Source organism: Bradyrhizobium erythrophlei, from assembly GCF_900129425.1.
In the GTDB taxonomy this organism is placed as follows: Bacteria; Pseudomonadota; Alphaproteobacteria; order Rhizobiales; family Xanthobacteraceae; genus Bradyrhizobium; species Bradyrhizobium erythrophlei_C.
This window is the reverse complement of the sequence record NZ_LT670817.1, coordinates 7,990,410-8,014,330: the sequence shown is the minus strand read 5'-3', so window position 1 is coordinate 8,014,330 and position 23,921 is coordinate 7,990,410. Positions and strand designations below refer to the sequence as shown.

General features: G+C 60.1%; 20 protein-coding genes. 4 read left to right on the top strand and 16 right to left on the bottom strand.

Annotation, left to right across the window (positions count from 1 at the left end; genetic code table 11):
- Window positions 1-7: 7 nt before the first annotated feature.
- Both B5527_RS38170 and B5527_RS38165 read right to left on the bottom strand, forming a co-directional pair.
- Entirely contained in the window at window positions 8-1,204 is a 1,197-nt protein-coding gene (locus B5527_RS38170) for a polysaccharide biosynthesis/export family protein (RefSeq protein WP_079606082.1), read from the bottom strand.
- A 552-nt stretch (window positions 1,205-1,756) separates the two neighbouring features.
- Window positions 1,757-3,697: an AI-2E family transporter gene (locus B5527_RS38165; RefSeq protein WP_079607822.1), complete on the bottom strand. Its 1,941-nt coding sequence runs from the start codon at window positions 3,695-3,697 to the stop codon at window positions 1,757-1,759.
- Window positions 3,698-3,923: 226 nt separating this feature from the next.
- On the opposite strand from B5527_RS38165, the gene B5527_RS38160 reads away from it, so the two are divergent.
- Both B5527_RS38160 and B5527_RS38155 read left to right on the top strand, forming a co-directional pair.
- On the top strand, window positions 3,924-4,256 hold the full coding sequence (locus B5527_RS38160) for a hypothetical protein (protein ID WP_154072759.1): 333 nt from the start codon (window positions 3,924-3,926) through the stop codon (window positions 4,254-4,256).
- Between the two features lie 60 nt (window positions 4,257-4,316).
- A complete protein-coding gene (locus tag B5527_RS38155) occupies window positions 4,317-4,733 on the top strand; it encodes a peptidoglycan-binding domain-containing protein (protein ID WP_079606079.1) in 417 nt (138 codons plus the stop codon).
- Window positions 4,734-4,920: 187 nt separating this feature from the next.
- Here B5527_RS38155 and B5527_RS38150 read toward each other — a convergent pair whose 3' ends face one another.
- The 3 genes from B5527_RS38150 to B5527_RS38140 form a co-directional block, all read right to left on the bottom strand.
- Window positions 4,921-5,766, bottom strand: a complete 846-nt coding sequence (locus tag B5527_RS38150) for a hypothetical protein (protein WP_245332413.1) — start codon at window positions 5,764-5,766, stop codon at window positions 4,921-4,923.
- A 300-nt stretch (window positions 5,767-6,066) separates the two neighbouring features.
- Window positions 6,067-7,062: an HD-GYP domain-containing protein gene (locus B5527_RS38145; protein WP_338065143.1), complete on the bottom strand. Its 996-nt coding sequence runs from the start codon at window positions 7,060-7,062 to the stop codon at window positions 6,067-6,069.
- A gap of 69 nt (window positions 7,063-7,131) precedes the next feature.
- A complete protein-coding gene (locus B5527_RS38140) occupies window positions 7,132-7,455 on the bottom strand; it encodes a PilZ domain-containing protein (RefSeq protein WP_079606077.1) in 324 nt (107 codons plus the stop codon).
- 356 nt (window positions 7,456-7,811) lie between these two features.
- Here B5527_RS38140 and B5527_RS38135 point away from each other — a divergent pair, with 356 nt between their 5' ends.
- Window positions 7,812-8,594 (top strand): transposase, encoded by a 783-nt coding sequence (locus B5527_RS38135; protein ID WP_079606075.1) that lies wholly within the window; start codon window positions 7,812-7,814, stop codon window positions 8,592-8,594.
- Between the two features lie 980 nt (window positions 8,595-9,574).
- Here B5527_RS38135 and B5527_RS38130 read toward each other — a convergent pair.
- From B5527_RS38130 to B5527_RS38105, 6 genes are all read right to left on the bottom strand, one after another.
- The gene (locus B5527_RS38130; protein ID WP_079606074.1) at window positions 9,575-10,606 is read right to left on the bottom strand and encodes an IS110 family transposase; all 1,032 of its coding nucleotides are present in this window, start codon (window positions 10,604-10,606) and stop codon (window positions 9,575-9,577) included.
- A gap of 119 nt (window positions 10,607-10,725) precedes the next feature.
- Complete coding sequence (locus B5527_RS38125) at window positions 10,726-11,703, bottom strand: ABC transporter substrate-binding protein (RefSeq protein ID WP_154072758.1); 978 nt, start codon at window positions 11,701-11,703, stop codon at window positions 10,726-10,728.
- Between the two features lie 563 nt (window positions 11,704-12,266).
- Window positions 12,267-13,322 (bottom strand): IS110 family transposase, encoded by a 1,056-nt coding sequence (locus B5527_RS38120; protein WP_079606072.1) that lies wholly within the window; start codon window positions 13,320-13,322, stop codon window positions 12,267-12,269.
- Window positions 13,323-13,415: 93 nt separating this feature from the next.
- Window positions 13,416-14,396 carry an ABC transporter substrate-binding protein gene (locus B5527_RS38115; protein WP_079606071.1) on the bottom strand — a complete coding sequence of 327 codons (981 nt, stop codon included), beginning with the start codon at window positions 14,394-14,396 and terminating at the stop codon, window positions 13,416-13,418.
- Between the two features lie 41 nt (window positions 14,397-14,437).
- On the bottom strand, window positions 14,438-15,409 hold the full coding sequence (locus B5527_RS38110; protein WP_172842793.1) for an ABC transporter substrate-binding protein: 972 nt from the start codon (window positions 15,407-15,409) through the stop codon (window positions 14,438-14,440).
- A gap of 297 nt (window positions 15,410-15,706) precedes the next feature.
- Entirely contained in the window at window positions 15,707-16,696 is a 990-nt protein-coding gene (locus tag B5527_RS38105) for an ABC transporter substrate-binding protein (protein ID WP_079606069.1), read from the bottom strand.
- Between the two features lie 535 nt (window positions 16,697-17,231).
- On the opposite strand from B5527_RS38105, the gene B5527_RS38100 reads away from it, so the two are divergent.
- Window positions 17,232-17,492, top strand: a complete 261-nt coding sequence (locus B5527_RS38100; RefSeq protein ID WP_079606068.1) for a hypothetical protein — start codon at window positions 17,232-17,234, stop codon at window positions 17,490-17,492.
- An 83-nt stretch (window positions 17,493-17,575) separates the two neighbouring features.
- On the opposite strand, the gene B5527_RS38095 is transcribed toward B5527_RS38100, so the two are convergent.
- The 5 genes from B5527_RS38095 to B5527_RS38075 all read right to left on the bottom strand — a co-directional run bounded on the left by B5527_RS38095 (window position 17,576) and on the right by B5527_RS38075 (window position 23,315).
- On the bottom strand, window positions 17,576-18,151 hold the full coding sequence (locus B5527_RS38095; RefSeq protein WP_172842792.1) for a ubiquinol-cytochrome c reductase iron-sulfur subunit: 576 nt from the start codon (window positions 18,149-18,151) through the stop codon (window positions 17,576-17,578).
- Window positions 18,152-18,168: 17 nt separating this feature from the next.
- Window positions 18,169-18,597: a hypothetical protein gene (locus tag B5527_RS38090; RefSeq protein WP_079606066.1), complete on the bottom strand. Its 429-nt coding sequence runs from the start codon at window positions 18,595-18,597 to the stop codon at window positions 18,169-18,171.
- A 95-nt stretch (window positions 18,598-18,692) separates the two neighbouring features.
- Window positions 18,693-20,423 carry a PQQ-dependent dehydrogenase, methanol/ethanol family gene (locus B5527_RS38085; RefSeq protein ID WP_079606065.1) on the bottom strand — a complete coding sequence of 577 codons (1,731 nt, stop codon included), beginning with the start codon at window positions 20,421-20,423 and terminating at the stop codon, window positions 18,693-18,695.
- A gap of 112 nt (window positions 20,424-20,535) precedes the next feature.
- The gene (locus B5527_RS38080; protein WP_079606064.1) at window positions 20,536-22,860 is read right to left on the bottom strand and encodes a xanthine dehydrogenase family protein molybdopterin-binding subunit; all 2,325 of its coding nucleotides are present in this window, start codon (window positions 22,858-22,860) and stop codon (window positions 20,536-20,538) included.
- A 2-nt stretch (window positions 22,861-22,862) separates the two neighbouring features.
- Window positions 22,863-23,315, bottom strand: a complete 453-nt coding sequence (locus B5527_RS38075) for a (2Fe-2S)-binding protein (protein ID WP_079606063.1) — start codon at window positions 23,313-23,315, stop codon at window positions 22,863-22,865.
- Window positions 23,316-23,921 lie beyond the last annotated feature (606 nt).

Sequence of the window (23,921 nt, the reverse complement as noted above, 5' to 3'; positions counted from 1 at the left end):
GAGCTGGCTAGTTGAGCGGTGCTGCAATTTCATGGACGCCGGAGTTCACGTTCCTCACGGTAGTTGTCGTGTTGTTTATCAACGTCAACAGCTTATAGTAGTCGACGACCTTGGCGTTGGCGATATACAGCACGTCCTTGGTCCGCATCTGGAAGGCAGATGACAGCAGAAGTCCCGACGGATCTCGCAAGTTGATGCGGTAAATCGTCGGTATTTTATCGAGAATGAATCTCCTGGTGTCGACGCCGAGTTTCTCAAGGAAATGGCGATCTTCAAATCGGTAGACGTAAATTTCGCCAGGGTCTGACTGAACGTCGGAAAGTCCGCCTGCTTTGCCTATCGCTTGAGACAGCGTAAGCGTCTCAACATCGAACGGTATTTCCGAATTAAATCCGAATATGTTTTGGTTCAACGCCCCTAGCGCCGTGAAGGTCGGGGCTTCATGATTGATGAAAATAACGTCATTTGGGCGAATGAAAACATTTTCGCGCGGATCGTGCACAATGCGGCTCAGCAGGACCCTCGCGTCCTTGCCGTTCCGTTGGAGTGTGACGTAGCTCTCGATAGCCTGGAATTTAGGGCCGCCGGCGCGCGCCACCAACTCGAGCAACCGCTCGCCAACGCTGTTAAGCGGTAACACACCGGGCGCGTTCACATCTCCCAAGACGCTCACAACGCTCGCATGCTGCTGATTGAAGCTAATCACAACCTGTGGCTCGATCGCGCGATTTCGCAGCCGAGCCACGACGGCCTCTTGAATTTCGGGAATTGTTCGCGCGGCAGCGGGAACCTCTCCAGCGTAAGGGACGTAGATGCTACCCTTCTGATCGACGGCCTGCGGCGGCAAATCGACGAAGTTGCCAGGGCGCGCTCCCGCGGAAGTTCCTGGTGTGAACAGTCCGCCCGGGGCCGCTTCAAAAATCGATATGTTCAAGACGTCACCGACGCCCACGACCTGGGTCGGCTTTGCGCGCTTATCGGGGAACGTCCCCGCAAAAGTTATCAGATTGGGCTGCGACAAGAAGCCGATGGTATCTGAGCTGATGTCCACCAACGCGTACGGTAGGGATGCCGTGGATCTTATCCCGGCGGTTGCATAGCCGTTGACAGCGTCGCTGGTCGGACCGGTTCCTGGCAACAGGCCGCAGGCTGGCAGGAAACCAGCCAGAGTGATGGCAGAGAGCGCCGGAAGACGATTCAGCATTTCAGAGCGCCCCGATAGTCGTTGCGATCCATCCGCCCGAAACGGCTTGCCTGGTCGGCTTCGGCCCCATTCGTTGCATTGGTCCAGTTACAAATAATTTGCTACGATGGATCGGCCATTAAATTCAGCTGCCCACTCGAATTATAGGCGGGACCTTACAAGTGTGCGCGCCACGTTCATACAGCCGTCGAGGCGCCAAATCCGAATCAAGCGGGTTGTGGCATCTGCGCCACAGCACGTTCGCAGCTGTAGGCCCTGCTTTGCCCCATCCACCCGGGCGGCTCGCCCCCACCTGAGACGAAATCGAAGAAGCCTGTCGGTCCGGTCCTCAAGACCAAGGTCGAGGTGCCTGCCATCAGTGGAGGTCGGCTTCCGAACGAACGAGGTGACTCTGGCCGCCCTTCTGTCCGGTACCGTGCTGACATTTGCGCTCCGAAATTGTACATTTTCCGATGGGCTGGTGCTGATCAGCAAGTGAGAGCTGAATCGGATTGATGTACTGGCGCGGCGCGATGGCCGTCGGCTGACGCGGTGTCATTCACCACCGAAATCTCACGCAGCGGCCGTTGTAGACCTTTCCTGCTTAAAAGCTGCGTGACGTTGGTCCTCCACCCCCGTGGCCTCGATACACAACTTGACCGCTTCGCCCAGGCTCGCGGCAGCGAGGTCGGCTTTCGCGCCTTCCCGTAACAATTCCAACGCGGCCGGGTCGATGTCCTTGACCCAACATCCCAGGATAATTGTTGCCTTTGGCAACTTCCGCCTTAGGCGCCGAACGGAATAACGCATGTGCGCCGGTCCACTGGCATCGAGATAGACCAGGCAGACGACCGCAACACCTGCGGTCTCAAGTCGGAAGACATTCGTCGTAGAGAGCGCTTCGGCCCCTTCGACCCGTGCCGCCAGACCGTGTGCCGTCGAGAGCTGAGCCAGCATGATCGCGGCCGCTTCATCGATGAGACTGCGTCCGGCCACGCAGAGGACGGGATGTTCACCCTGCCATTCAGGCGGCAGGTCTTCCTTGCTGAGAATGGGTAAATTTTCATGCGCTGCATTTTCGGCCACGCTTTCTACCGCGGACGATGCTTCTGCATCGGTGGTTGAATCGGCTTTCGCCGGCGGCCGGTCATCCTGATCGGAAACGTCGCTGGCAAATTCGCTGACGGCGTCTCGAATCTTTCTGAGACGTTCCGGGTCAAGCGCGCCGCGCTCGGCATCAGCCTGCGCCAGCTGCAAGCCTTTCAAGGCGACCTCATCGTAATACGAAGCCAGCGACCGTTCTTTCAGGAATTGTTCGGCCTTTTCGGCAGCTTCCGTCGGGTCACCAGCCAGCATCCGCTGGTAAAAGATTTCGGGGGGAGAAAGAGCTGGCCGGTCCCCAAACATGACGTCAAGGAATTCCAGGCGTTCCACATGACGCCCGAGCACAACAAGGCACACCGTCAGAGGCGTAGCGAGGACGAGCCCAATGGGCCCCCAAAGTGCGGTCCAAAATGTCGCCGACGCGACCACCGCGACGGGAGAAAGCCCTGTGCTGCGGCCGTAGACCATCGGCTCGATGACATGGCCCACGACTGGCTCCACAACAAGAAAAAGCGCGAGCGTCCACAGCAGCATCGACCAGCCGGGATCGACGGCTACCGCCAGAGCGAGCGGGAACGCGGCCGCGATGACGGCGCCGATGTAGGGTACGAAGCGGAGTACTGCCGCCAGGATGCCCCAGAGGATTGCGCTTGGAACGCCTATAAGCCATAGACCTGTCCCGATCACCACGCCAAACGCGGCGTTCACAATGAGCTGAGTCAGGAAAAGCCGGCTAAGGCGCGCCGCCGCGTCGTCGAGTGCCGCTGTCGTACGTTGGAGGTCATATGAGCCCGCCAACCGAATGAGCCGGTTACGAAGATCCTCGCGTTGAAGCAGAATGAAGATGACGAAAATGATGATGATGCCGGTTGTCGCGAGGGGATGAACCAGCGGAGAGATCAAAGTCCGCAGGCTCTCCAAGGCACCAGGATCGGGCTGGCGTACTTCCACCGGAACGGGCGCCTGGGGTCCTGGGGCATTGGAACTAGCAATCGAGCCTGACGCAGGTGCAGATGCGGCGTCTTTCGGCTTATCGATTTCCTTGCTGAGATCCTTTAGCATATCGGAGGCGCGTTCCAGCGTACCCCTGCCAGCTTTTGTATCCCGAAAAGAATGGATCTTTTCGCTTATCGTTGATTGATAGCGTGGGAGATCGCCGGCGAGCTGCGTCAGTTGCGTGGCAAGAAGGCTCCCCATTGCAAAAATGAGCGCGAAGGCAAGTATAACCACACTCACGACCGCCAGCCCGCGCGGCACATGGATGCCCTGCAGCATTTCCACCAGCGGCGCCAATACGAAGCTGAGCAGAATCGCCAATGCAATGGGTACGAATATCTCACGACCAAAATAGAGCATCGCGATAATGATGACAGCGAGTATCGCAGTTGCCACCGCGCTGAGCAGTGCCATAAGTTCTTCAGTAGTACGCGCTTTGAATGGCTGCCTGATCACAGGCCTCATCTGCTTTCCATAACCTGGGTAGTCCCCGAAGAATTTTCTGCTGATTGCAATCAGGTGGGCGCGCGCCGACTTCCATAAAAAAAGCCGCTCGGGCATCACTCCGCGTGGCCTAACCGACTGTCGGTTTCCAAGTTCTTCCGCTGCATACACAACAGATGAGCAGCGCAAAGGTTTCGTGCTCGGACAAAGAAAAGCTCCGCAGGCTGCTACCGCCGGTGCCCCTTTTGGTGATACAGTGAAGGCCGGGGGTGCGAAGATGTGGAACTCTTTTGGCGAACACTATCCCGACTTAGTCAAAGAGTTGCGCGATCACGCTCGGGCACTTGATGTCGCAAACAGGATGGCGGCTTTTGGTACAGCCTTGCAAGTTTTCGAGGGGCCACGTTCCAAAGATAATCACTACTATCTGATTGAGGTCAACCACAGCAAACCGGAGTTGATGACGAAACCGGAGTTGATCTTGATTCAGACGGCGCCGGAAGTTCGAGTTTCACGGCGGTGTATTTGAACCTCATAGGTTTTCAAAGCGAAATCATTGAGAGACTTTAAGGTCAGGGGAGAATATGCCATGCGTGCCTTGATCCTCGCAATGTCAGTCCTGGGAATTCTCGCCAGTGCGGATGCTGCCAAAGCCCTTCCGAGCACGGCCATCCGGGACCTATCTGCATCCGTCGATCCGGCGACCTTTACCGACCAAGCAACTCAGAAAACCGAAGATCAGCTCGGCCTCGACAGGGGGAAGCGTCGCGACGTGCAGCGCCAGCTGACCGGTCTCGGATTCGACACTAAGGTGAACGGCAAGTTCGACGAGTCGACCCGCGCGGTCATCACGCGCTGGCAGGGGGCACGCGGCTATCCCAAGACCGGCTTCCTCAACATGCTGCAACACAAGGCGCTACTGACCGAATTCGTCTCAGCTGCGCGCGCCAGCTACAGCAGCAGCGACAAATCCGACGACGACTATCTGGCCCGTCGTCGCGGCTGAAACATGCCGACTGGCTGAGAATATATCGGTTATCGACAAGGTGACATGAGCGGGTGCGGAACTTTTACTCTGACCTATTAGAGCACCTAATATTCCCGGGGCCTCGCCCAACCCAGTTTCCTGCAATAGGCAGCGCCGTCAGCCAGGGCATCGCGGCCCTTCCACGCCACGTAGGTCAGGCGCCCGGTCAGGGTGTCGTGACTGTGCAATGCGGGCGATCCCAGGACGTGCCGGAGACCCTCAGGATAGTATGCACCTCAGCCTGCACGAGAGCTGCGATCGCTTCCATCAAGCCGTCCAACCGTTGCCCGCATTCGCTTTCGTCGGGCAGATCGACACGGACCCTCAGCGCGTATTCGATGTCGTAGATATCGATCAAAATGTCCCTGGCGATTGGGATGCGGTTGCTTTTCAAGGCGTGGCGCAGGGTTAACCGCTTGTCGTCGAGTTGGTCGAGTACCATTGATACGGCGATCGCATAGGGCGTCGCAGCGATGTCGGCGGCGTTCTTACTGTCCGCTATCTTGGTTGCGAGACGAATCAGCTGCCACGGAGTCTTGAGGTGCTTTGCCACCGTCGCCACTGCAAACGGCATCGCTTCGGCGTGCTTGGCCGTAAACGCGTTCAGCAGGTCGATCACCTTGGCGAACTGGTCATCCTCGATTCGTCGATCTTCGAGGGCAGCGCCTTGCTGAACTCCGCCAGCGCATCGCGCGCGCAGGACAGACAGCATCTTGGTCAGATCGTCTAAGATCGCCGGCGAACTCGTATAGACCGAAAGACGGGCGCGGGCATGCTCAGCCCCGTCGGCCGAGGTAAGCGTGCTTTCGAGATATTTGGCAACCTTGATCTGGAACGACTGAGCCACCTGCTGCGCTTCGCGCAGATTATTCGCGGCGACCGCTCGCTTCATCGTGTCGGCATAGTCGCGTGCCATCGTTGGTAACAGATTTTCGTTGATCCATTGCCAGATCGTCGCCAGTGACCCTCGTGATATCTGGCCGGAATTTGCGCTCTCGGCCGCGCGATCCACGAGCAGCGGCTCCAGTGGCTGAAAGAAATAGCGCGAAGGATTGCCAGCGCGGTCATGGGTCTGACCTCTGCTGCGAAACTCCGCGCGCAATTACGCCAGGATGAAGTCGGAGCCGGGCATGTCCCCGCCCCTTAGCTGCAGACGCTCTGCTTCGGCAAGCAGACGGCTGCGCGCCCGCGGCGGCAATCGCCTCAGGTATTCCCGGATCCGTTCGTTGGGGGTCTCATCCCGTGTCATCACGAACGACATTCGGCGTTTGGGGGGCAGGTGCAGCTAAAAGCTCGCTCCTAACCGCGATATTCAACGGCTCAATGCGACGTCCTTGAAGGCAACGACAAGCGGCGCTTCCAGCTTTCCGCGCATGTTGCAAATGATTTCATAGGCCCTATCACGAGGCATGGGCGGCTTGTAGCGCCGATCCTCGATCAGGGCCGCGAAGATATCTGAAATGGTCAGGATGCGGACTACATCCGATATGCTGGCGGCGCAGAGGGCGTCGGGATAGCCGCTGCCGTCGAGAAACTCGTGGTGATGCCGTACCGCATCGAGGATCTCCGGCGAAATTCCCGGAGTCGCTATCAGCACGTCATATCCGGCCGTGGGATGCGTTTCGATCAGCGAGCGTTCCTCGGGATCGAGCTTGCCGGGCTTGTCAAGAACCGCGAGCGGAATTTTAGCTTTGCCGATGTCATGGAACATCGCGGCCGAATACAGCCGCTCGATGTCTCTCCGCGCCAGCCCGAGGCTTAATCCGAAATCGACAGCCACGCCCACCACCAGGAGGCAGTGTTGATAGGTGCCCTCGTGATGACGGCGGACGGTTTCGAGCCAACTGGACAACCCATCATTGGCGATGCTGTCCGCAATCTTTCCTGCTGCGTGCTTCGCGTCCGCAATATCGATGGGCTTGCCACCCAGAACAGCGGAGAACATCGAGGCCAGGGCAGTGGCACCGCACGAGGCAGCTTGCTGCGTTCCCCTCGATGCGTCCTCCAGGGCGATGCCGGATTTGTCGCCATCGGAAAGCGTCGCGAGCAGCTTCTGCTGAGTTACCGGATGTGTCAGCACGTGCGTTGCGCCCAGTGCGTAGGCCTGGAAGACGAGCAAACGCGCCTTCTGGTCGATAATGAAAATCCTTTTCCTCGCGTTTTCGAATTTAGGAAAAATCTCTTTGAGCGCCGCAATGTTTTGGAACTCCTTGAGGTCAGCTGCGATCACGACCGCGTCAAACCCGCCGTGTCCGATATCTTCATTGCCCAGCAGCGATGACGTCACGGCAAAATGCGGCGCCAGCATCGCGCGCAATTCCGATAGCTTCCCCTGACTGTATGCAACGAGGTGGACGGACATGAAATCTGAATTCAACTATGCGGTCTCTACAGGTGCGGAAGCCGGTCGCCACGCCGGCTTGCCGACATCGCTTTTCTTCAGAAAGCGAACGCCGATCTCATCTCCGTTCACCCTAACCAACTCGCAACGCCGGAAGGTTGTGCCGGTGGGCGTCAGCAGCAGGAAGAATTCCTTGAGATTGAATCCCTCCTTAGAGCCGGATACGATCAGCTTTGCCCCGCTCACCGACACATCGACGAGATGGCACTCGCGGCGCCAGGTGCCGTCAATGCCCATCACCAGCGCGTCGACGGCACGTTCAAAAGAGACACGTGTGCCTTTGCGATCGCCCCATGCCATCGTACGCTCCTAAGCCTTCTGCCTGGGATATGAGCGACACGAATGCCTCTGGCTTTGTCGCTGTACAATTTCCTCCGCTCAAAAAAAGCGGGTCAAAACGATGCTTTAATTCTTCTGAGTTCATCAAATCAAAAAAATGCAACTTTTCCGTAAACAACTATCCGCGAGTAAATCCTAGCAAAGCAAAAGAGACCATTTTGTGCACCAGCAGCAAAAATCTTGTGTCCGGTCTCCGACAAAGAGCTAAAGGCTGGCGTTCTGCGTGACGACTTCCGCTTATGTGAAGATGCTATGGGGCGAGCGGCGAGGGCATGGCACCTTCGGCGCAGTTTCATCGGCCACCGACGGAGTGCCCCATGTCGCAGAACTTTCTCTTTGACCCGAGCAGATCCCTCACCACCCTCGAGCAGGATAGCACGATCATCGCTGTGATCGAGATGAGCCAAACCAAGTGGCTCGTTGCCGCGGTTATTCCCGGCGTCGAACGCCAGCCTCTTAAGAAGCTCGATGCCGACAAGGAAGCCCTGCTGAAGCTGTTGCAACGTTGGCGGAATGAAGCGAACTGGGCTGGACGCGATATTAATCGCATCGTCGTCGCCTATGAGGCTGGCCGCGACGGCTTCTGGCTCGCGCGTTGGCTGCTGGGGCGCGACGTCGAGACTTACGTCATCCATCCCACGAGCATTGCGGTGTCGCGCGAACACCGGCGCGCGAAGACCGATTGCCTCGACACGGAACTTCTGATGCGGGCCTTTCGCGGATGGTTGCGCGGTGAGAGACGGCATTTGCTGGTCGACGAGATCTTCTCGCGCCACTGGCGCGATCGCAGGGCGGTCGCCCGATACGCCGGCCTTACCGGCTCGCCCGACGAGAGCGGCAGCCGTCGACGCGAACGGGGCCTTGCGCGCGCCGGCAACGCCCGCGTCAGGTGTGGCATGATCCAGCTGGCTTGGCGTTTTCTCAGGTTTCAAAAGGCCAGTGGCCTGGCCCAATGGTTTGCGGCACGAACGGCTGATGGACGCGGCGGAACGCGCAAGGCGATGATCGTGGCGCTGGCGCGCAAACTACTGATCGCCCTCTGGCGCCTGGTCACCGGCGGCGAGGTTCCGCAGGGCGTCGTCCTACGTCCAGCGTCGTGAGCGTCGGCACGGAAGAGAGGGCCAACAGGAACAACTGTTTTGGCAGCCTCTACCAGGGGTCTGCCGATGAATCCGAGGTGGTGGTGACCCGACGGCAAACCATGGCTTTCCAAGGCCGCTGTGAAGGATGGGCCCGCCGCCCCGGAGCTTTGCCGCCGATGCGTATGACTGCATCATGGTGTGATCCTCACGGATCGACCGAATACAAGGCTGTGGCGCGGACCTCCGCGCCCCGATCGCGAGCTCCCCTCGGATGCCATCGTTCCGATCTTCAGACACCATCACTCAATATTGATGAAAGGAAATTCTACAAAATAGAGATCCATCGTCGATCGGACGGGCCCGACGAAATTCGCGCGTCGCGGCGACGACTATGGTAGCTCGGTCTGCGCATTCGCGGTCAAGCCCCGCGCCTTCGGCGCGCCGCACGCGGCTCTGGGGCTTTGACCGCTCAGCGCAACCGAGCAAAAGAGCCTGCCATGCCCAATGCAACCTCGTGACGCGTCTCTTGACAACGGTGGCCCCATGCAAGGCTGGCGTTCTGCGTGACGACTTCCGCTTATGTGAAGGTTTGCGTACGCCAGCCCCCGGTGCGCGCCGCGCCACCTTCATGGGGCCGGCATCCGCAAACTTTCGCAACAGCGGACATTCACCGAGGCGACGGGCACGTCCGCTTTGTGCCATGTGTGGACGGCTCCGGATTGGCAAGGACTTTCTTCATGTGTGGACGGCTCCGGATTGGCAAGGACTTTCTTCACGTCGCAGGCTTGGTCGGTGCTGCCATGTGTTCGGCCTTTGGGTGCGGTTCACATGACCGCTGGCCATAATGCCCTCCGCGGATCAGGTCTTGGTCAACAACCCGCATTCGATGATGCGATGGCACAAGTGGGTTGTCCTGATCGCCGGATCGACCGGCTCTGCATTACGTGCTGTTCGCCCTCCCAACCTTCACATCACGCCGGTTCTCCGGCGCGATGTCGTTACCGCGCAAGCGCTGCGGGTTGTTTGTAGCGCTCCCCCTTGGCCATCATGGCCCAGGCCATCCGCGCGATCTTGTTGGCGAGCGCGATGGCGGCGACCTTGGTAGGGCGTCGGCCTAGCAATGCCGTGAGCCAGGGCCGATGCCCGGTGCCATGGATCTTGGCATAGCGGATGACGGCGAGTGCTCCGGCCACGAAGAGGCTCCGCAGATAGCGATCACCCTGTTTACTGATGCTGCCGAGCCGCTCCTTGCCCCCACTTGAGTGCTGTTTGGGAACGAGCCCAATCCAGGCGGAGAAGTTACGTCCGGAGCGGAAGGTTCTGGGATCGGCAACACTCGCAACCAGCGCCGTCGCCAGCATCGGGCCAACCCCGGGAATGTAATGAAGGCGCTTACTCGTCTGGTTGGACCGATGCCAGGTCAGGATCATTCGATCGAACTCCAAAATCTGCTCCTTGAGGGCGAGTAGCTGAGTACCGAGCGCGGCAAGGCAGGCACGGGCAGCCTCCGGCAGTCGCTTGTCATTCGGGTCGGCAACAACGCGCAACAGTTCCGTGACCCCTTTGCGCCCGACCGGTGCGACAATGCCGAACTCGGCGAAATGCGCTCGGATTGAATTGATCAGCGCAGTCTGCTGGCGGATGAATAGATGGCGAGTACGGTGAAGCATCAGGCAGCTCTGCTGTTCGGGATTCTTGGTTGGCACGAACCGCATGTTGGCTCTGGCGACCGCCTCGCAAATCGCTTCTGCGTCGGCCATGTCATTCTTCTGCCGTTTGACGTAGGGCTTAACGTAAGCCGGCGCCATCAATCGTACGGTATGGCCAAGCGCCTGCAGCTCGCGCGACCAATGGTGAGACGACGCGCAAGCCTCAATGCCAACCAGGCATGGCGGCAGTTTCTCGAAGAACGCCAGCACGTGGCGACGCTTCAACTGGCGTCGGATTACTACCTGGCCGATGGTATCAACTCCGTGCACCTGGAAAACTGACTTGGCGATGTCGAAACCGATTGTCGTGACCGTCTGCATGGCTCGCTCCTCTGAATCGTGGGAGCCTTAACAAGGCCCACATCCGTGGCACTCACGTGCCGGTGGAGGAGCCGTCCACAGCATCATGGACGGACTCATGCACCGCAACAAACCGCGCCCTATTCGATCACCTCGTCGGCACGGGTGAGCAGTGGCGCCGGCACGGTGAGACCAAGCGCCTTCGCAGTCTTGAGATTGATAACCAGATCAAACTTGGTCGGCTGCTCGACCGGAATGTCAGCCGGCTTAACCCCTCGCAATATCTTGTCGATGTATTCCGCAGACCGCCGCCATAGCTCGGGAAAGTTCGGCCCATAAGATATCAGACCGCCTGCTTCGACTCCCTCCCGGCCACCGTGCATGGTTGGCATGCGCACACTAAGCGCCAAATCATTTATATAGAGTCGATTAGTGTTCACGAGCGGATCGATCACGACGTAAATTGCGTCTGCGCGATCGCTCATCGTCCCGAAAGCAGCTGCGATATCCTCGGCTCGTCGGATTTCCATTGCAATCACCTCATATCCGAGCGTTCGGGCTGCCGCGTGAGCGTCGCGCATTTCCAGTACCACGGCGACGTTCTCAACATTCGCCAGAATTGCCAGTCGGCGAAGGCCAGGTATGACCTCGCGCAAAATTTCGATCCGCTTTCCGGCAAGGTCTCTGGTCTGGTTCGACAAGCCGGTGACGTTACCTCCCGGCCGCGCCAAGGATACAACGAGACCGCTGGCAACCGGATCACCAACCGCTACGAAGACGATCGGAATGACCGATGTTAGCTGCATCGCCGCAAGGGCCGCCTGCGTTCCCCCGAGGACAATGGCATCGACCTTAAGCCGGACGAACTCAGCCGCGAACTCGGCGAACCGATCATTGCGCCCCTCCGCCCAGCGATATTCGATGGCGACGGTACTCCCAACGACCCACCGGAGTTCGCTCAACCGCTGCACAAAAGCGGCGACCCATTCGGCCGAGACCGAAGGAGCCGAGCCTAAGAGACCGATGGTCGGTAGCCTTGCTGGTTGCTCCGCTCGTGTCGCAATCGGCCAAGCAGTGGCCGCGCGGCCAACAAGCGTGATGAACTCGCGCCGCCTCATGTCCTCCCCCAAGCTCAGAGTTCAGCATTGTAACCGTTCGCAATGACTTGGCTAGACCAACTGCTTAATGTCCGCTCAAGATCAAAAGCGCCATTTTCACCCGCTGCCGACGACTTTCGGTCTACCGCGATAAACAGAAATTCTCGGAGTCCGTCGGCACGAAGGTGCCACATTCTATGGCCCGGGCCGTGCGTTGCAAGACAGAAGCTCCAAGACCGACGAACGTGAGAGCTGCAACAATGTATCAGGCCTCTAACGTGGAGCATTTGCTCCGGGCCATCATGGGTATCCGCGCGCATCCGAGGCTGACTAGCGGAAAGACCTCGTTGGGCCATCATGGCACCCAGTCTCTTGGTTGCGCCGGGCAGACCGTTCGTCCATCTCTTCATTCCATCTCGCAGACTTCGGTGGGTACTCAGTCTCCGTTCTGAGGTTTGACGTCAGCCGGATCACGTGAAGCCATCCCCTCGGAGCCACCGTCGCTCGCTCGCCCAATGAGGCGAGTGATGGTGGCGGAGAGGGGATGGCGGGCATCTCCTTGGTGAACCTGAGCGAGGCCTTTGTCATGCTGCATGGGTGATCCTCGGTTGATAGGTGCCACCGCGCGCGAGAACCGCCCAGGCGATGCGGGCGAGCTTGTTGGCGAGCGCGATCGCCAGCATGTTGCGGTGCAGCCGTTTTGAAGCTTGCTCGGCCCCGGGCCACAACCCCCGCATCGCTGCGCTCGGCCGCCGCTCGAGAACGACGTGCGCGGCCTGCACGAACAGTGTTCTCAGGTACTTGTTGCCGCGCTTGGAGATCTTGCCCAGGATTGTGCGATCCCCCGTCGACTCCTGCTTCGGCACGAGCCCCAGCCAAGCGCCAAAGTCGCGGCCCTGCTTGAATCCGGTGCCGTTGCCGATCGCCGCCACCACGGCGCTCGAGATGATCGGCCCGACCCCAGGTACGGTCATCAGGCGCTGACAACTGTGGTCTTGCTCCGCCAGCGCTTCGATTTCGGCCGACACGGCTGCAATGCGCTCGTCAAGCCGACGCCAGTCTTGGGCCAGGTCAGCGATGAGGCCAACCATTCTGGGCGAAAGCGCGCCAGTGTCTGAGCCTAGAATTTCCGATAGCGCCTTGCGCAAGGGCATCGGGCCCTGACGCACCGTGATGCCGCGCTCGATGAGGAAGCTGCGGATTTGGTTGATCACGCCCGTCCGCCGTCCGACAAGGCGTGAGCGCACGCGATGCAAAGCCAGCAAATCCATCTGTTCCGGCGTCTTGATCGTCACGAAGTGCATGGTGGGCCGCTGCACTGCCTCCGCGATCGCCTCGGCATCGCGGTAGTCGTTCTTGTGCCCTTTGAGGAACGGCTTCACGTACTGGGCCGGGATCAGACGCACATCGTGGCCGATCTCAGCCAGCCGCCGACCGATGTGATGGGAGCCCGAGCAGGCCTCCATGCCGATCAGGCAACGTGGAGTATTGGCGACACGGCGTTCGAGCTGACTGCGTGACACCTTCTGCTGCAGAATGATGGCAGCCCGCTGGTCAAAGCCAACGAGGTGGAAGGTGTTCTCGCCGATGTCGAGCCCGATCGTGGCGACGATTCCAGTTATCTTCTGAGATGTGCGCATTGCATGCTCCTTGAGCTTTGCTTCACGCCTCCCAGCCACAGTCCAGCAACCGCTGAGCACGGCCGGGCCATCCCATTAACGGAAGTGATCAACCTATTCGATCACCTCGTCGGCGCGGGCAAGCAGCAATTCCGGCACGGCGAGTCCGAGCGCCTTGGCGGCTCTGAGATTGACGGTCAGCTCAATTTTCGTGGACTGCACGACGGGCAGATCGGCCGGGCGTTCGCCCTTCAGTATCCGGCCGGCATAGACCCCGGCGTTGCGGTGCGCCTCCGCCACGCTGCCGCCGTAGCTCGCTAGGCCGCCTGCCGCGGCGAACGCGCGACTCTGGTGGATGGTGGGCATCGCGTAGCGGATCGCCAGTGTAGCCAAGCGGCGGCTCTCGCTAAGGAACAGGGCGTCGTTGCCGATCACGAGGGCTCCGGCTCCGAGCGGGGCCAAGGCCGCGAAATCCGGCTCGAACTCGCTTTCGCTACTGGCGCGGAGGACATGTATCTGCACACCGTAACTGCGCGCGGCTGCCTCGCCGTCTCTCGACTGGGCCTCGGCAAGCTTCGGATTGGTCGGGTTGACGAGCAGGCCGACAATGCGCGCGCCGGGAACCAGTTCCTGCAGCAGCTCCAGCCGTTTCGGTCCGACTTCGACGTTCAAGCTGGTCGCGCCGGTCACGTTACCGCGGGGCCGACTGAGACTGGCAACGAGGTCGAGGGAAACGGGATCACCGCCGATCGCGAAGACAATCGGAATCGTCGCGGTCGCCTCCTTCGCCGCCAGTGCCGCCGGCGTGCTGCCCGGTGCGGCGATGAGGGCCACTTGGCGGCTAACCAGATCGGCTGCCAGGGCAGGAAACCGATCGTTGCGCCCCTCGGCCCAGCGAAATTCGATCCGGACGTTGCGCCCCTCCTCATACCCGGCGGCAGCAAGGCCCTGGCGGAAGGCGTCCAGGCGGTCGGCGAACAGCTCCGGCGTCTCGCTTCCAATATAGCCAATGGTCGGCATCGCCGGCTCGGCGCGCGCCGATAGGGGCCAAGCCGCTGCACCGCCGAGTAGAGCGATGAATTCCCGCCGCTTCACGAGTTTCCCTCCTATCCGAGCCTGCCTCGACAACGGAGTGCTCACTCGATCACTTCATCGGCGCGAACCAGTAGCGCGGGAGGCAGCTTGAGGCTGAGCTTGGCGGCTGTTTTCAAGTTCACCGCGAGCGTGAACCTCGTCGGCCGCTCGAAAGGTAATTCGCCAGCGTTCGCACCATGCAGGATTTTGTCGAGCAACGAAGCCTGTCGTTCACCGACCTCGGTGAGGTCCGGACCGTAAGAGACGAGACCGCCGTCCCGAACGATGAAGTCACCTTCGTACATAAATGGAATGCGGTGCGATCCGGCAAATTCGATGACGCGTTTGCGGTTCAGACCGGTCAGTCCGTCGACCACCATAAACCCGGCATCCGGCCTTTCCCGATCCATCGCTGCGAAGGCTTCGGAAAAGTCTTCCGGCTCGCGTACTGGAAGCGGTTGTACGCTAATTGCCAGCGTACCTGCTGATGCAGCTGAGAGCTCGTAACGCTGGCCCATCGCGCGGTCTCCATCGTTCCAAAGCATGGCAACGCGGCGGATGGAGGGTAGCGCTTCCTTGAGAATGGCCAGCCGCTTCGGCGCCAATTCGCCAGCCAGATCCGAAATCCCTGTGATGTTGCCACCCGGCTGGCGAAGGCTCTCGATCAGCCCGAGTGAAACCAGATCGCCGGCGCCCGAGGCGATGGCTGGAACTGGTGCGCCCTTGCATGCAGCGATGGCGGGAAATCCTGACGTGAGGATCGCTTCCACGCCGACGGCTATAAGGTCGCTGACGAGCGATGGCAAACGATCGATTTGGCCTTCGGCAGCACGCCGTTCGAAGTGGATCGTGCGGCCCTCTACCCAACCGAGACGTTTGAGCCCGTCGATCACCGGACCGGAGGTCGGCGAGTCATCAGTGACCGGGGAACCCGCGGAGAGGTAGCCAACCCGTCTGATTTTTCCCTCCGCCAATGCCGAGCGGTAGCAAAGCGGCACAGCCAAAATCGTGCCTAAAAACTCGCGTCGCTTCATAAATGCGCCCTGGAGATCACGCCTCTGCAATTCCCACATCTAGGCTTGTAAAACTCGGCGTCGAGCGAAAGGTTGCTGGCGGTCCCATAGGGCTGAGACCGAAAGACCGCTTCGGGAGAATTTGGTCGATCTAGCCGTACCTCGACGATCTAACGAGACATGTGGACGAACGCTGGATTACTTTCGATTATCGCGGCTCAAATCCGAGGTAGGACACTCCGTCTGTCTGTTCTGGGGTCAAAACGGTCCTACGGAAAAGTGCCACTTCCGGACTAATGCGCCGCAGCAAACTTTCGTTCACTCGATCACCTGATCGGCGTTAACAAGAAGCGTATTCGGGACTGTGAGACCGAGTGACTGAGCTGCTTTGAGATTGATAACGAATTCGAATTGCGTAGGCTGCTCGACCGGCAGGTCCGCTGGCTTTGCGCCTTTCAGGATCTTGTCCACGTACTCGGCGGCGTGACGATAGAGCTGGCGCCGATCCACCCCATACGACATGAGCCCACCCGCCTCTGCAAATGCCCTATTTGCGTAGACGGCCGGCAGCCGAGCCTTTGCTGCTAGCTCGGCTATTTGATGGCGAACACGAACGATCAAAGGGTCTTCCAGCGTAATCAGGCCGGCCGCGCCTGCCTGATTAGCGGCCTCTATGGCAACTGGAACTTGGTCGGCAGTCCTCGCTTCGAAGACTTGGATGCGCAGCCCCCTCGCGTCGGCGGCTACCCTGAGCTCCTGCAACGCGAGCGTCGAGAAAGGTGTGTCCGGGTTCACCAACACCGCGATGGTCAGTTTACCTGGGATGCACTCCTGCAGGATTTGCAGCCGCTTGCCGACAACATCGCTCGCTTCACTGCTCACGCCAGTCACATTTCCGCCCGGTCGATTCAGGCTTGCAACTAGGCCCGCGCCGATAGGATCGCCGACGCTTGTAAAGACGACAGGGATCGTTGTGGTTGCAGCTTTCGCCGCCTTCGCGGCCAGTGTCCCGAACCCGGCAATCAACACGTCCGGGCCTGCTCGAACCAACTCCGCGGCCAGTTGCGGCAGTCGCTCCGCTTGTCCATCGACGGAACGCAAATCGAAGCGCAAATTGCGGCCCTCGCTGTAGCCCAGTTCACTCAGCCGTTGCAGCACCGTCTCCGAATCCTGGCCCCGGATAAAGGCGAGATAGCCGAGCCTAAATAGCTTTCCCGACTGCTGGGCATTGGCGACGAGCGGCCACCCGGCCGAGCCGCCACCGAGCAGCACGATGAAGTCGCGTCGGTTCAACTGATCGAATTGCATATGCTGCCGGCAGCCAAATAATCCGTAAAGGGCTTAACGGATTGGCCAGGACCAAGTTCAAGCGCTCGCGCCGCGGTGCGACAGTTCGCCTCGGCCTAGGACCGCTCTGGGTCCAGGCTGTGTGAAAACGTGCACGCGCAGAGAACGTGCAGAATTGTTTTCTCTCTTTTCTTCTTCCGACAATGACTGGCAGATCGCTTCTTTTCTTATTCAACGCAATCGAGACAAACTTTCTGCGCGCAAGTTCGACGTCGGAGTTTTTACACAGCCTGGGTCAATAAGAGACTTTGGCGGAAGGCGCCCGGACCAAAGTGTTTCAATCACCCATTCGCGGTACGGACCAAGACAAGCGCCTCCAAGCTGTCGGCGAACCTGGCGTGCCGCCCTTCGCGCCAGCGTTGATCAACGCGACTCGCAGCAACCGGCAAACGCATCCGGGCACCGCCGATCGGGAAACAACTGGAGACGTGAGGGGAACGTTTGGGCACGACAAACGTATCTCTGTTCCGCGCCGCTGACGAAAGGAGGCAGATCGATGCAACGCAAACTCAAAACGCTCGCGCTGCTATTGCCGGGCGTCCTTCTGTTGAGCATGCAGGCGGTGAACGCGCAATCCAGCTCACCACCGCCGGCTACCGCAACGCGTCCCGCCGAGACCATGCCTGGTCAGACATCGGTTCCAAATGACGGCCCGCCGGCAACGCGTACTCAGACGACCGGTCAGACCAATCCGGATCCAACGGTCAAAGAAATGAACGAGGACGCGAAGCGGAAGATCGAGCGGGAAGGCAAATAGCAGAAAGGAAGCAAAAACAAAGAATGCGGCGGATGTTTTCTGCCGTATTCTTGTAAGGTAAGAGTTGCGATTTCGGTCGCGGATCAGTTCTGCGTGACGCCGACGTGACCCGAAAAGGTCGAAGCAACCGTCACTACGCCGTCCTTGAGCTTCAGCCCGAGCGCCGCAAGCGGACGCGGAGCCGGCCCACCGATCACCTCGGCGGCGTTTCTGGGATCGAAGGTAGAGGCGTGGCATGAGCAGACGAACGCGTTCTGCTCCTTCGACCACATGTTCACCGGGCAACCTTGGTGCGTGCAGATCGCCGAATAGGCAACGACGCCGTCGGCAGCGCGCGCTCGCGTCTCGTCGGTCAGTACGGCGGGGTCGAACCTCGCCAGGATTACCAGATTGAGGCGCGTGTCGTTGCGCACCGTGCCGTCCGGAGCCATCGGAAAGGCCTGCACCTGCGGACCGCCGAGCGCAAGGTCCTCGGCCCGAACCACCTGTCCCTTCCTCGGACCGGTCAGAAACACAAAGCGATCATCCGGCGCCGGCGGCTTGGCAGCCTCGCCCTCCTCCGCCGCGCGCGCGGAACCGGCCAACAGCGGCGCGAGCGTCAGCCCGAGGATTGTCCGACGCTTGTAGCAGCGACAGTGCAGCCGATCATCGAACGGCATGTGGCTCGCTCCTTCCATTACTCGGTGCCATTGACGCTGGCGATCAGGCGCAGCGAAATCATTGCGAACTCGTCGGGGCCATGGATGTAGCCGACCCTGAAGTAGCCATTGATCGGGTGTCTGCCCGGCTTAGTGGCCCGCACGCCGATCGCGAAGTCGAGCCCGCCCTCCTGAATGGTGCCCCCCACTACGCGACGCTCGAACGCCACCCCATCGTCAAACGACGACAGCTCGATCACGCGATTGTTGTAACCCTGGAGAACGCGGTAGCCGTCGCGAACGCGCAACGTGGCGTGCAGCACCGCCGGCTCGCCGACCTTGGCGGACACGTCGGTGACCTCGACCACGTAGGCGGGCGATTCGTCGGCCTGCGCCTGCTCGAACCCCGGTGAGGCCGGAGAGGTCGCCAGCGCGGCCAGTGCAAAGGCGCAGAAGCGGATCAGCATCGATCCTGCTCGAACATATTGCATCGTTGGAATCCTAACGGCTGAGGTTGCTTGACAAGACAACGAAACCCGGCCGGTCGCGAACAAAGATGGACTCACTTGGAGACGGCGAAGACCCAGACGACGCCGCCCTGCGGCACATCCTTCTGCCAACCTACCAGCTCGCTCATCAGCCCCTGCTGGAAGGCCGGGTCGACTCCGTAGCCGGACTCCACCGCCACGTACTGCACGCCGTTGACCTCGTAGGTCGAAGGCGGCGCCATGATCCCGGAATTGGTCTTGAAGTGCCAAAGCTGCTCACCGGTCTTGGCATCGTAGGCGCGGAACTCACGGTCGTTGGTGCCGCCCGTGAAGAGCAGGCCGCCGCCGGTGGTCAGTATCGAGCCCCACATCATCGACCCCGGGTACAGGTTGCGCCAAACCCGCTTGCCGCTGTCGACGTCGTACGCCTGGAGCTCGCCGTAGAAGCTCGCCTTGGTGTCGACCGAGAAGTGGAGATCCGGGATGGCAACGCCCGTCCACCACTGTCCGGGAACGCGCTCCTCAACCTTGCCTTCCAGGTTGTTGCAGTGGTTCTCGTTGGACGGAATGTAGACCATTCCGGTCTTCGGGTTATAGGCCTCGAACGGCCAGTCCTTGCCGCCCCACAGGCCGGGGCAGAACTGGGCCGCCTTGCCGGTGGCCGGCTTGTGGGCCATGTCGACCTCAGGCCGCCCGGTCTTCGGATCGATGCTCTTGAAGACGTTCTGCGGCACGTAGGCCTGGGCGTTGATGAAGGAGATCCCGCCGTCCGAATTGCGCTTGAACCGGTATAGGTAGCCGTTGCGCGCCGGCTTCAGCAGGCCCTTGGTGGTGGCGCCGTCCATCTGGAAGTCCACCAGCATCGGGGGACTCATCTCGTCCCAGTCCCACGACTCGTTCTGTTGGTATTGGAAATAGCTCTTCATCTTGCCGGTATCGCCATCGAGCGCGACCGTGGAGGAGGTGTACAGATTGTCGCCCGGCCGCTGATCGCCGAACCATGGGGAGGCGTTGCCCGTCCCCCAATAGACCGTGTTGGACTCGGCATCATAGTTGCCGGTCATCCAGGTGGAGGCACCGCCGGTCTTCCAGGTGTCGGGCTTCTGCCAGCTGTCGCTTCCCGGCTCGCCGGGTGCCGGAACCGTGTAGGTCTTCCATACAGGCTTGCCGGACTCGGCATCGAATGCCTGGACGAAGCCGCGCACGCCGAACTCGCCGCCCGCGACGCCAACCAGAATCTTGTCCTTTACCACCAGGGGCGCCATGGTCATGTAGTAGCCGGTCTTCCAATCCTCGACCTTCGCGTTCCAAACGACCTTGCCGGTCTTGGCGTCGAGCGCGACCAGCACGGCATCAAGCCCGGCCAGGTATACCTTGTCGCCGTACAGCGCCACGCCACGGTTGGTGTTGTGCAGGGCGCTGAACCCTTCGGGAAACTTGGGCTTGTAGCGCCAAAGCAGATCCCCCGTGGCCGCATCCAGCGCGATCACCTGGATGTACGGCGTCGAGATGAACATCACTCCGTTGTTCACGATCGGCGGCGCTTCGTGACCAGAATCCATACCGGTGGAGAAGCTCCACACCGGTACCAGCGACTTCACATTGCTGGTGTTGATTTGATCAAGCGAACTGTAGCTCCATCCCTTGTAGTTGCCGCGCGTCATCAGCCAGTTCCCCGGTTCTGGATTTTCCAGCCGAGCTGATGTTACCGGACTGTAATTCTCGATCGGACCGGCGACGACCACGGTTGAGACAAAGGTTGTGAGCGCGACAACGCTCGATAAAAGCCATTGCTTTCTGGTCATGGACGCTACCTCCCTATGTTTTATATCTACCTGTGTTTTATCCGCCGCATTCTTTTGTTTGAGGGACTGTCTCAGCGACAGGTCGATGAAACGGTCTCTACGAGCAATGCCTCTACGTTTCCAGTTGCTTGCCGATTGGCAGCACCCGGATACGCTTGCCGGTCGCGGCAAAGATGGCGTTGACCAATGCCGGGGCGAAGGGCGGCACGCCGGGCTCGCCGACGCCGCTTGGCGGCGTGTCGGGGCCAGGAGGCACGATGTAGACGTTGGTCACACGGGGAGCCTCGTCAATTCGGATCACCTGGAAGTCGTCATAGTTGCGCTGCTGTACCTTGCCGTCCTTGAAGGTGATCTCGCCATATTTGGCGAGGCTCATTCCCATGATCGCGGCGCCCTCGATCTGGGACCGGATTCGCTCGGGGTTCACGTATGTCCCACAGTCGATCGCGGTGTCGACCCGAGGCACCGTGAATTTGCCCTTGTCGTCCACGGCCACCTCGACGATGGTCGCGATATAGCTGACAAAACTGCGGTGGACGGCAATCCCGAGCCCATGGCCTTTGGGCACCGACCGTCCCCATTCGCCCTTCTCAGCGACCAGCTCGACGGCACGCCGAAGCCGCGCCGTGTCGATCGGATAGCTGGAGTAGGGCTCGCCATAGTTCCAGAGATCCTTCACGGAAGACAGGTCGACGATCCGCGGAGAGCCGATGAGCTCCAACAACATTTCCTTCTGATCGCGGTTGGTGGTGTGCGCGAGCTCGCCAACCATGGACTGCACGGCGAAGGCGTGCGGGATATTCGACACTGAGCGGAACCAGCCGATGCGGGTGTGTGCGGCCGCTTCCGGGTTCTCGCACTGGATATTGGCGATCTCGAACGGCATGTCGACAAGTCCCATGCCGAGTTCGAAAGGTGCCTGCTGCACCGTACCCGCCGCAAATGTCGACGCGATGCTCGGTGCGACGCTGCGATGGCGCCACGCGATCACCTTGCCGTTCTTGTCGAGTCCGGCCTCGATGCGTTCCGCGGAAACCGTGTGCAGGAAATCGTGGCGAATATCGTCGTCCCGCGTCCATTGCACCTTGACCGGCGCACCGAGTTCCTTCGAAAGCAGGGCCGCTTCCAGCGCGAAATCGCACTTCGACTTTCGCCCGAATCCGCCGCCGAGCAGCGTGACGTTGACGGTCACGTTCTCCTCGGGAATGCCGAGCGTCTTCGCGACGTCTTCGCGGGTTCCACCCGCACTTTGCACAGGCGCCCAGATTTCGGCCTTGTCGCCTTTGACGTCGGCGACCGCGACAGGCGTCTCCATGGAGACGTGGGCAAGGTGCGGCAGGTAATATTCACCCACGATCACCTTGTCGGCCCCCTTCAAGGCGGCATCGACGTCGCCCTCCTTGCGCACGATCAGCCCCGGCTTGCGCGCGGCTTCCTCGAGTTCGGCCCGATAGGCGACCGAGTCGTATTTGCCGTTAGGTCCGTCATCCCAGACAACCTTCAGCGCATCGCGGCCCTTGATCGCAGCACCGGTGTTGCGAGCGATCACGGCGACCCCGCCGAGCGGCTGGAACTTGGAGGGCCACGGCCATCCCCTCACTTCCATGACCTTTTCGACGCCGGAAACCTTCATGGCCTCTGCTGCGTCGAACGACGCGAGCTTGCCGCCGGTGACCGGAGGCCGCGCGATGACGGCGTACTTCATGCCGGGCAGGCGCGTGTCGGAGCCGTAATGCGCCGTGCCGGTGGTGATGTCGCGCAGGTCGACGATGCTGATCTCGCCTTTGCCGAGATAGCGAAAATCCTTCGGGTCCTTCAGCTTCAGGCCTTCGATACTCGGCACTGGCTCGTTCGCTGCATCGGCAGCCAAATCGCCGAATCCGATGCGGCGTCCACTCGCATTGTGGACCACTTCGTGATTGGCAGCCTTCACTTCGCTGGCCGGTACGCCCCAGCGCTTCGCCGCGGCGGCTTCAAGCATCGTGCGAGCCGAGGCGCCGATCTGGCGCATCGGGATCAGATAGTGCCGTGTGCTGCGCGATCCGTCGGTATCCTGGTTGCCGTATCTGGCTTCGTCGCCATGGGCCTGCTGGACGCGGACGCGCGACCAGTCGGCTTCCATCTCTTCGGCTACGATCAACGGCAGGCTGGTTCTGACGCCTGTTCCCATCTCGGCACGGTGTGCGACGATCGCAACTATGCCATCCGGTGCGATCGACACGAAAACACGAGGGTCGACCACGGTGCCGTGCGGCATCTTGCTCGCGCCGGTCTGGTACGCGGCGAAGGCGGGGCGTGACATCACGGGAGCGGCGAGCACGAAGCCTCCGGCGATGCCGAGGCCCTTCAGGATGCTGCGACGCGAAACGTTCTCGACCTTGACCTTGATGAACTGTTCAAAGCCACGGAGTTTTTTGGGGTTCGTATTGATTGTCATGGTCACACCCCCGTCGATGCGAGATGCACTGCGTTTTCAATGCGCTGGTAACAGCCGCAGCGGCAGATGTTGCCGGACATCGCTTCAACTATCTGATCGTGCGACGGTTTTGGATTTTGTATCAGCAACGCGGCCGCCTGCATGATTTGGCCGACCTGGCAATAGCCGCATTGCGGGACGTTGAGTTGTCGCCAAGCCTTCTGAACCGGATGATCGCCGGTCGGGTGAAGGCCTTCGATGGTGGTGACCTCGCGGCCGACCACGTCGGACACCGAGGTGATGCAGGAGCGCGTAGCCTCCTTGTCGACCATGACGGTACACGCACCGCACAGCGCCTGGCCGCAGCCATATTTGGTGCCGGTCAGGCCCACCTCATCACGGAGAAACCAAAGCAGCGGAAGATCCGGGTCGCCATCCCAGTTTTGTTCCTGGCCATTAATCTTCAACTTGATCATGATCGTTTCTCGCTCTTCTTAAGCTACTGATGTCTGGTTCGGTGCAAGCGGAACAGGCTTCCATTCGCCCGCATCGACCGCTTCGACTTCCCGCACGCGCTCATCGTGTCAGGAAGGCTGACAGACTTCATTGCACGATCTGTTCGACAGTTTGCTTTGCTCACGCCTCCTGCTTCAATTCAGTTTTAGGTTGTTGTGCAGGCGGGCCTTTATAGCCAACGGCGTGAGGTTATCAGAAATTGACATGGAGCTGACTTCACAGACAGTTGTTTTCGCATTTTTCTTTTGTCAAAAGCGGGGGGACGAATGCCGGAGCTTTTCCATTTTCCAACAAACAGTCTGCAGCAGCGACGAGAAAAATGCCTCGCCCGGCGACTGAGGAGCGAGGCAAGAGTTAAGTCATGGGGGGAACATGACGCAACCGATCAGAAGACCCGCATGGTGGGGCAGCCAACGCGACGCGATCTAAGAAAATCGGATTCTCGAAAGAGGCCAAGGAAGCCACCCTGGCCGGAGCCAATGTCCGAGTCGGTCAAAAAAGGAAGTGAACCTGCTTCCTCGGCAAGTCCATTCTACCCTCAGGGACAGATGTCGTCAGACCACCCC

Bases quoted from the DNA above. Each gene is read 5' to 3' on its own strand.
- B5527_RS38095 (WP_172842792.1), bottom strand. From the start codon at position 18,151: ATGCCGTTCGATGATCGGCTGCACTGTCGCTGCTACAAGCGTCGGACA.
- B5527_RS38165 (WP_079607822.1), bottom strand. From the start codon at position 3,697: ATGGCACTGCTCAGCGCGGTGGCAACTGCGATACTCGCTGTCATCATT.
- B5527_RS38105 (WP_079606069.1), bottom strand. From the start codon at position 16,696: ATGCAATTCGATCAGTTGAACCGACGCGACTTCATCGTGCTGCTCGGT.
- B5527_RS38140 (WP_079606077.1), bottom strand. From the start codon at position 7,455: ATGGCATGGGGCGATCGCAAAGGCACACGTGTCTCTTTTGAACGTGCC.
- B5527_RS38075 (WP_079606063.1), bottom strand. From the start codon at position 23,315: ATGATCAAGTTGAAGATTAATGGCCAGGAACAAAACTGGGATGGCGAC.
- B5527_RS38125 (WP_154072758.1), bottom strand. From the start codon at position 11,703: ATGAGGCGGCGCGAGTTCATCACGCTTGTTGGCCGCGCGGCCACTGCT.
- B5527_RS38085 (WP_079606065.1), bottom strand. From the start codon at position 20,423: ATGACCAGAAAGCAATGGCTTTTATCGAGCGTTGTCGCGCTCACAACC.
- B5527_RS38130 (WP_079606074.1), bottom strand. From the start codon at position 10,606: ATGCAGACGGTCACGACAATCGGTTTCGACATCGCCAAGTCAGTTTTC.
- B5527_RS38110 (WP_172842793.1), bottom strand. From the start codon at position 15,409: ATGAAGCGACGCGAGTTTTTAGGCACGATTTTGGCTGTGCCGCTTTGC.
- B5527_RS38145 (WP_338065143.1), bottom strand. From the start codon at position 7,062: ATGCTGGCGCCGCATTTTGCCGTGACGTCATCGCTGCTGGGCAATGAA.
- B5527_RS38170 (WP_079606082.1), bottom strand. From the start codon at position 1,204: ATGCTGAATCGTCTTCCGGCGCTCTCTGCCATCACTCTGGCTGGTTTC.
- B5527_RS38080 (WP_079606064.1), bottom strand. From the start codon at position 22,860: ATGACAATCAATACGAACCCCAAAAAACTCCGTGGCTTTGAACAGTTC.
- B5527_RS38120 (WP_079606072.1), bottom strand. From the start codon at position 13,322: ATGCGCACATCTCAGAAGATAACTGGAATCGTCGCCACGATCGGGCTC.
- B5527_RS38155 (WP_079606079.1), top strand. From the start codon at position 4,317: ATGCGTGCCTTGATCCTCGCAATGTCAGTCCTGGGAATTCTCGCCAGT.
- B5527_RS38100 (WP_079606068.1), top strand. From the start codon at position 17,232: ATGCAACGCAAACTCAAAACGCTCGCGCTGCTATTGCCGGGCGTCCTT.
- B5527_RS38090 (WP_079606066.1), bottom strand. From the start codon at position 18,597: ATGCTGATCCGCTTCTGCGCCTTTGCACTGGCCGCGCTGGCGACCTCT.
- B5527_RS38135 (WP_079606075.1), top strand. From the start codon at position 7,812: ATGTCGCAGAACTTTCTCTTTGACCCGAGCAGATCCCTCACCACCCTC.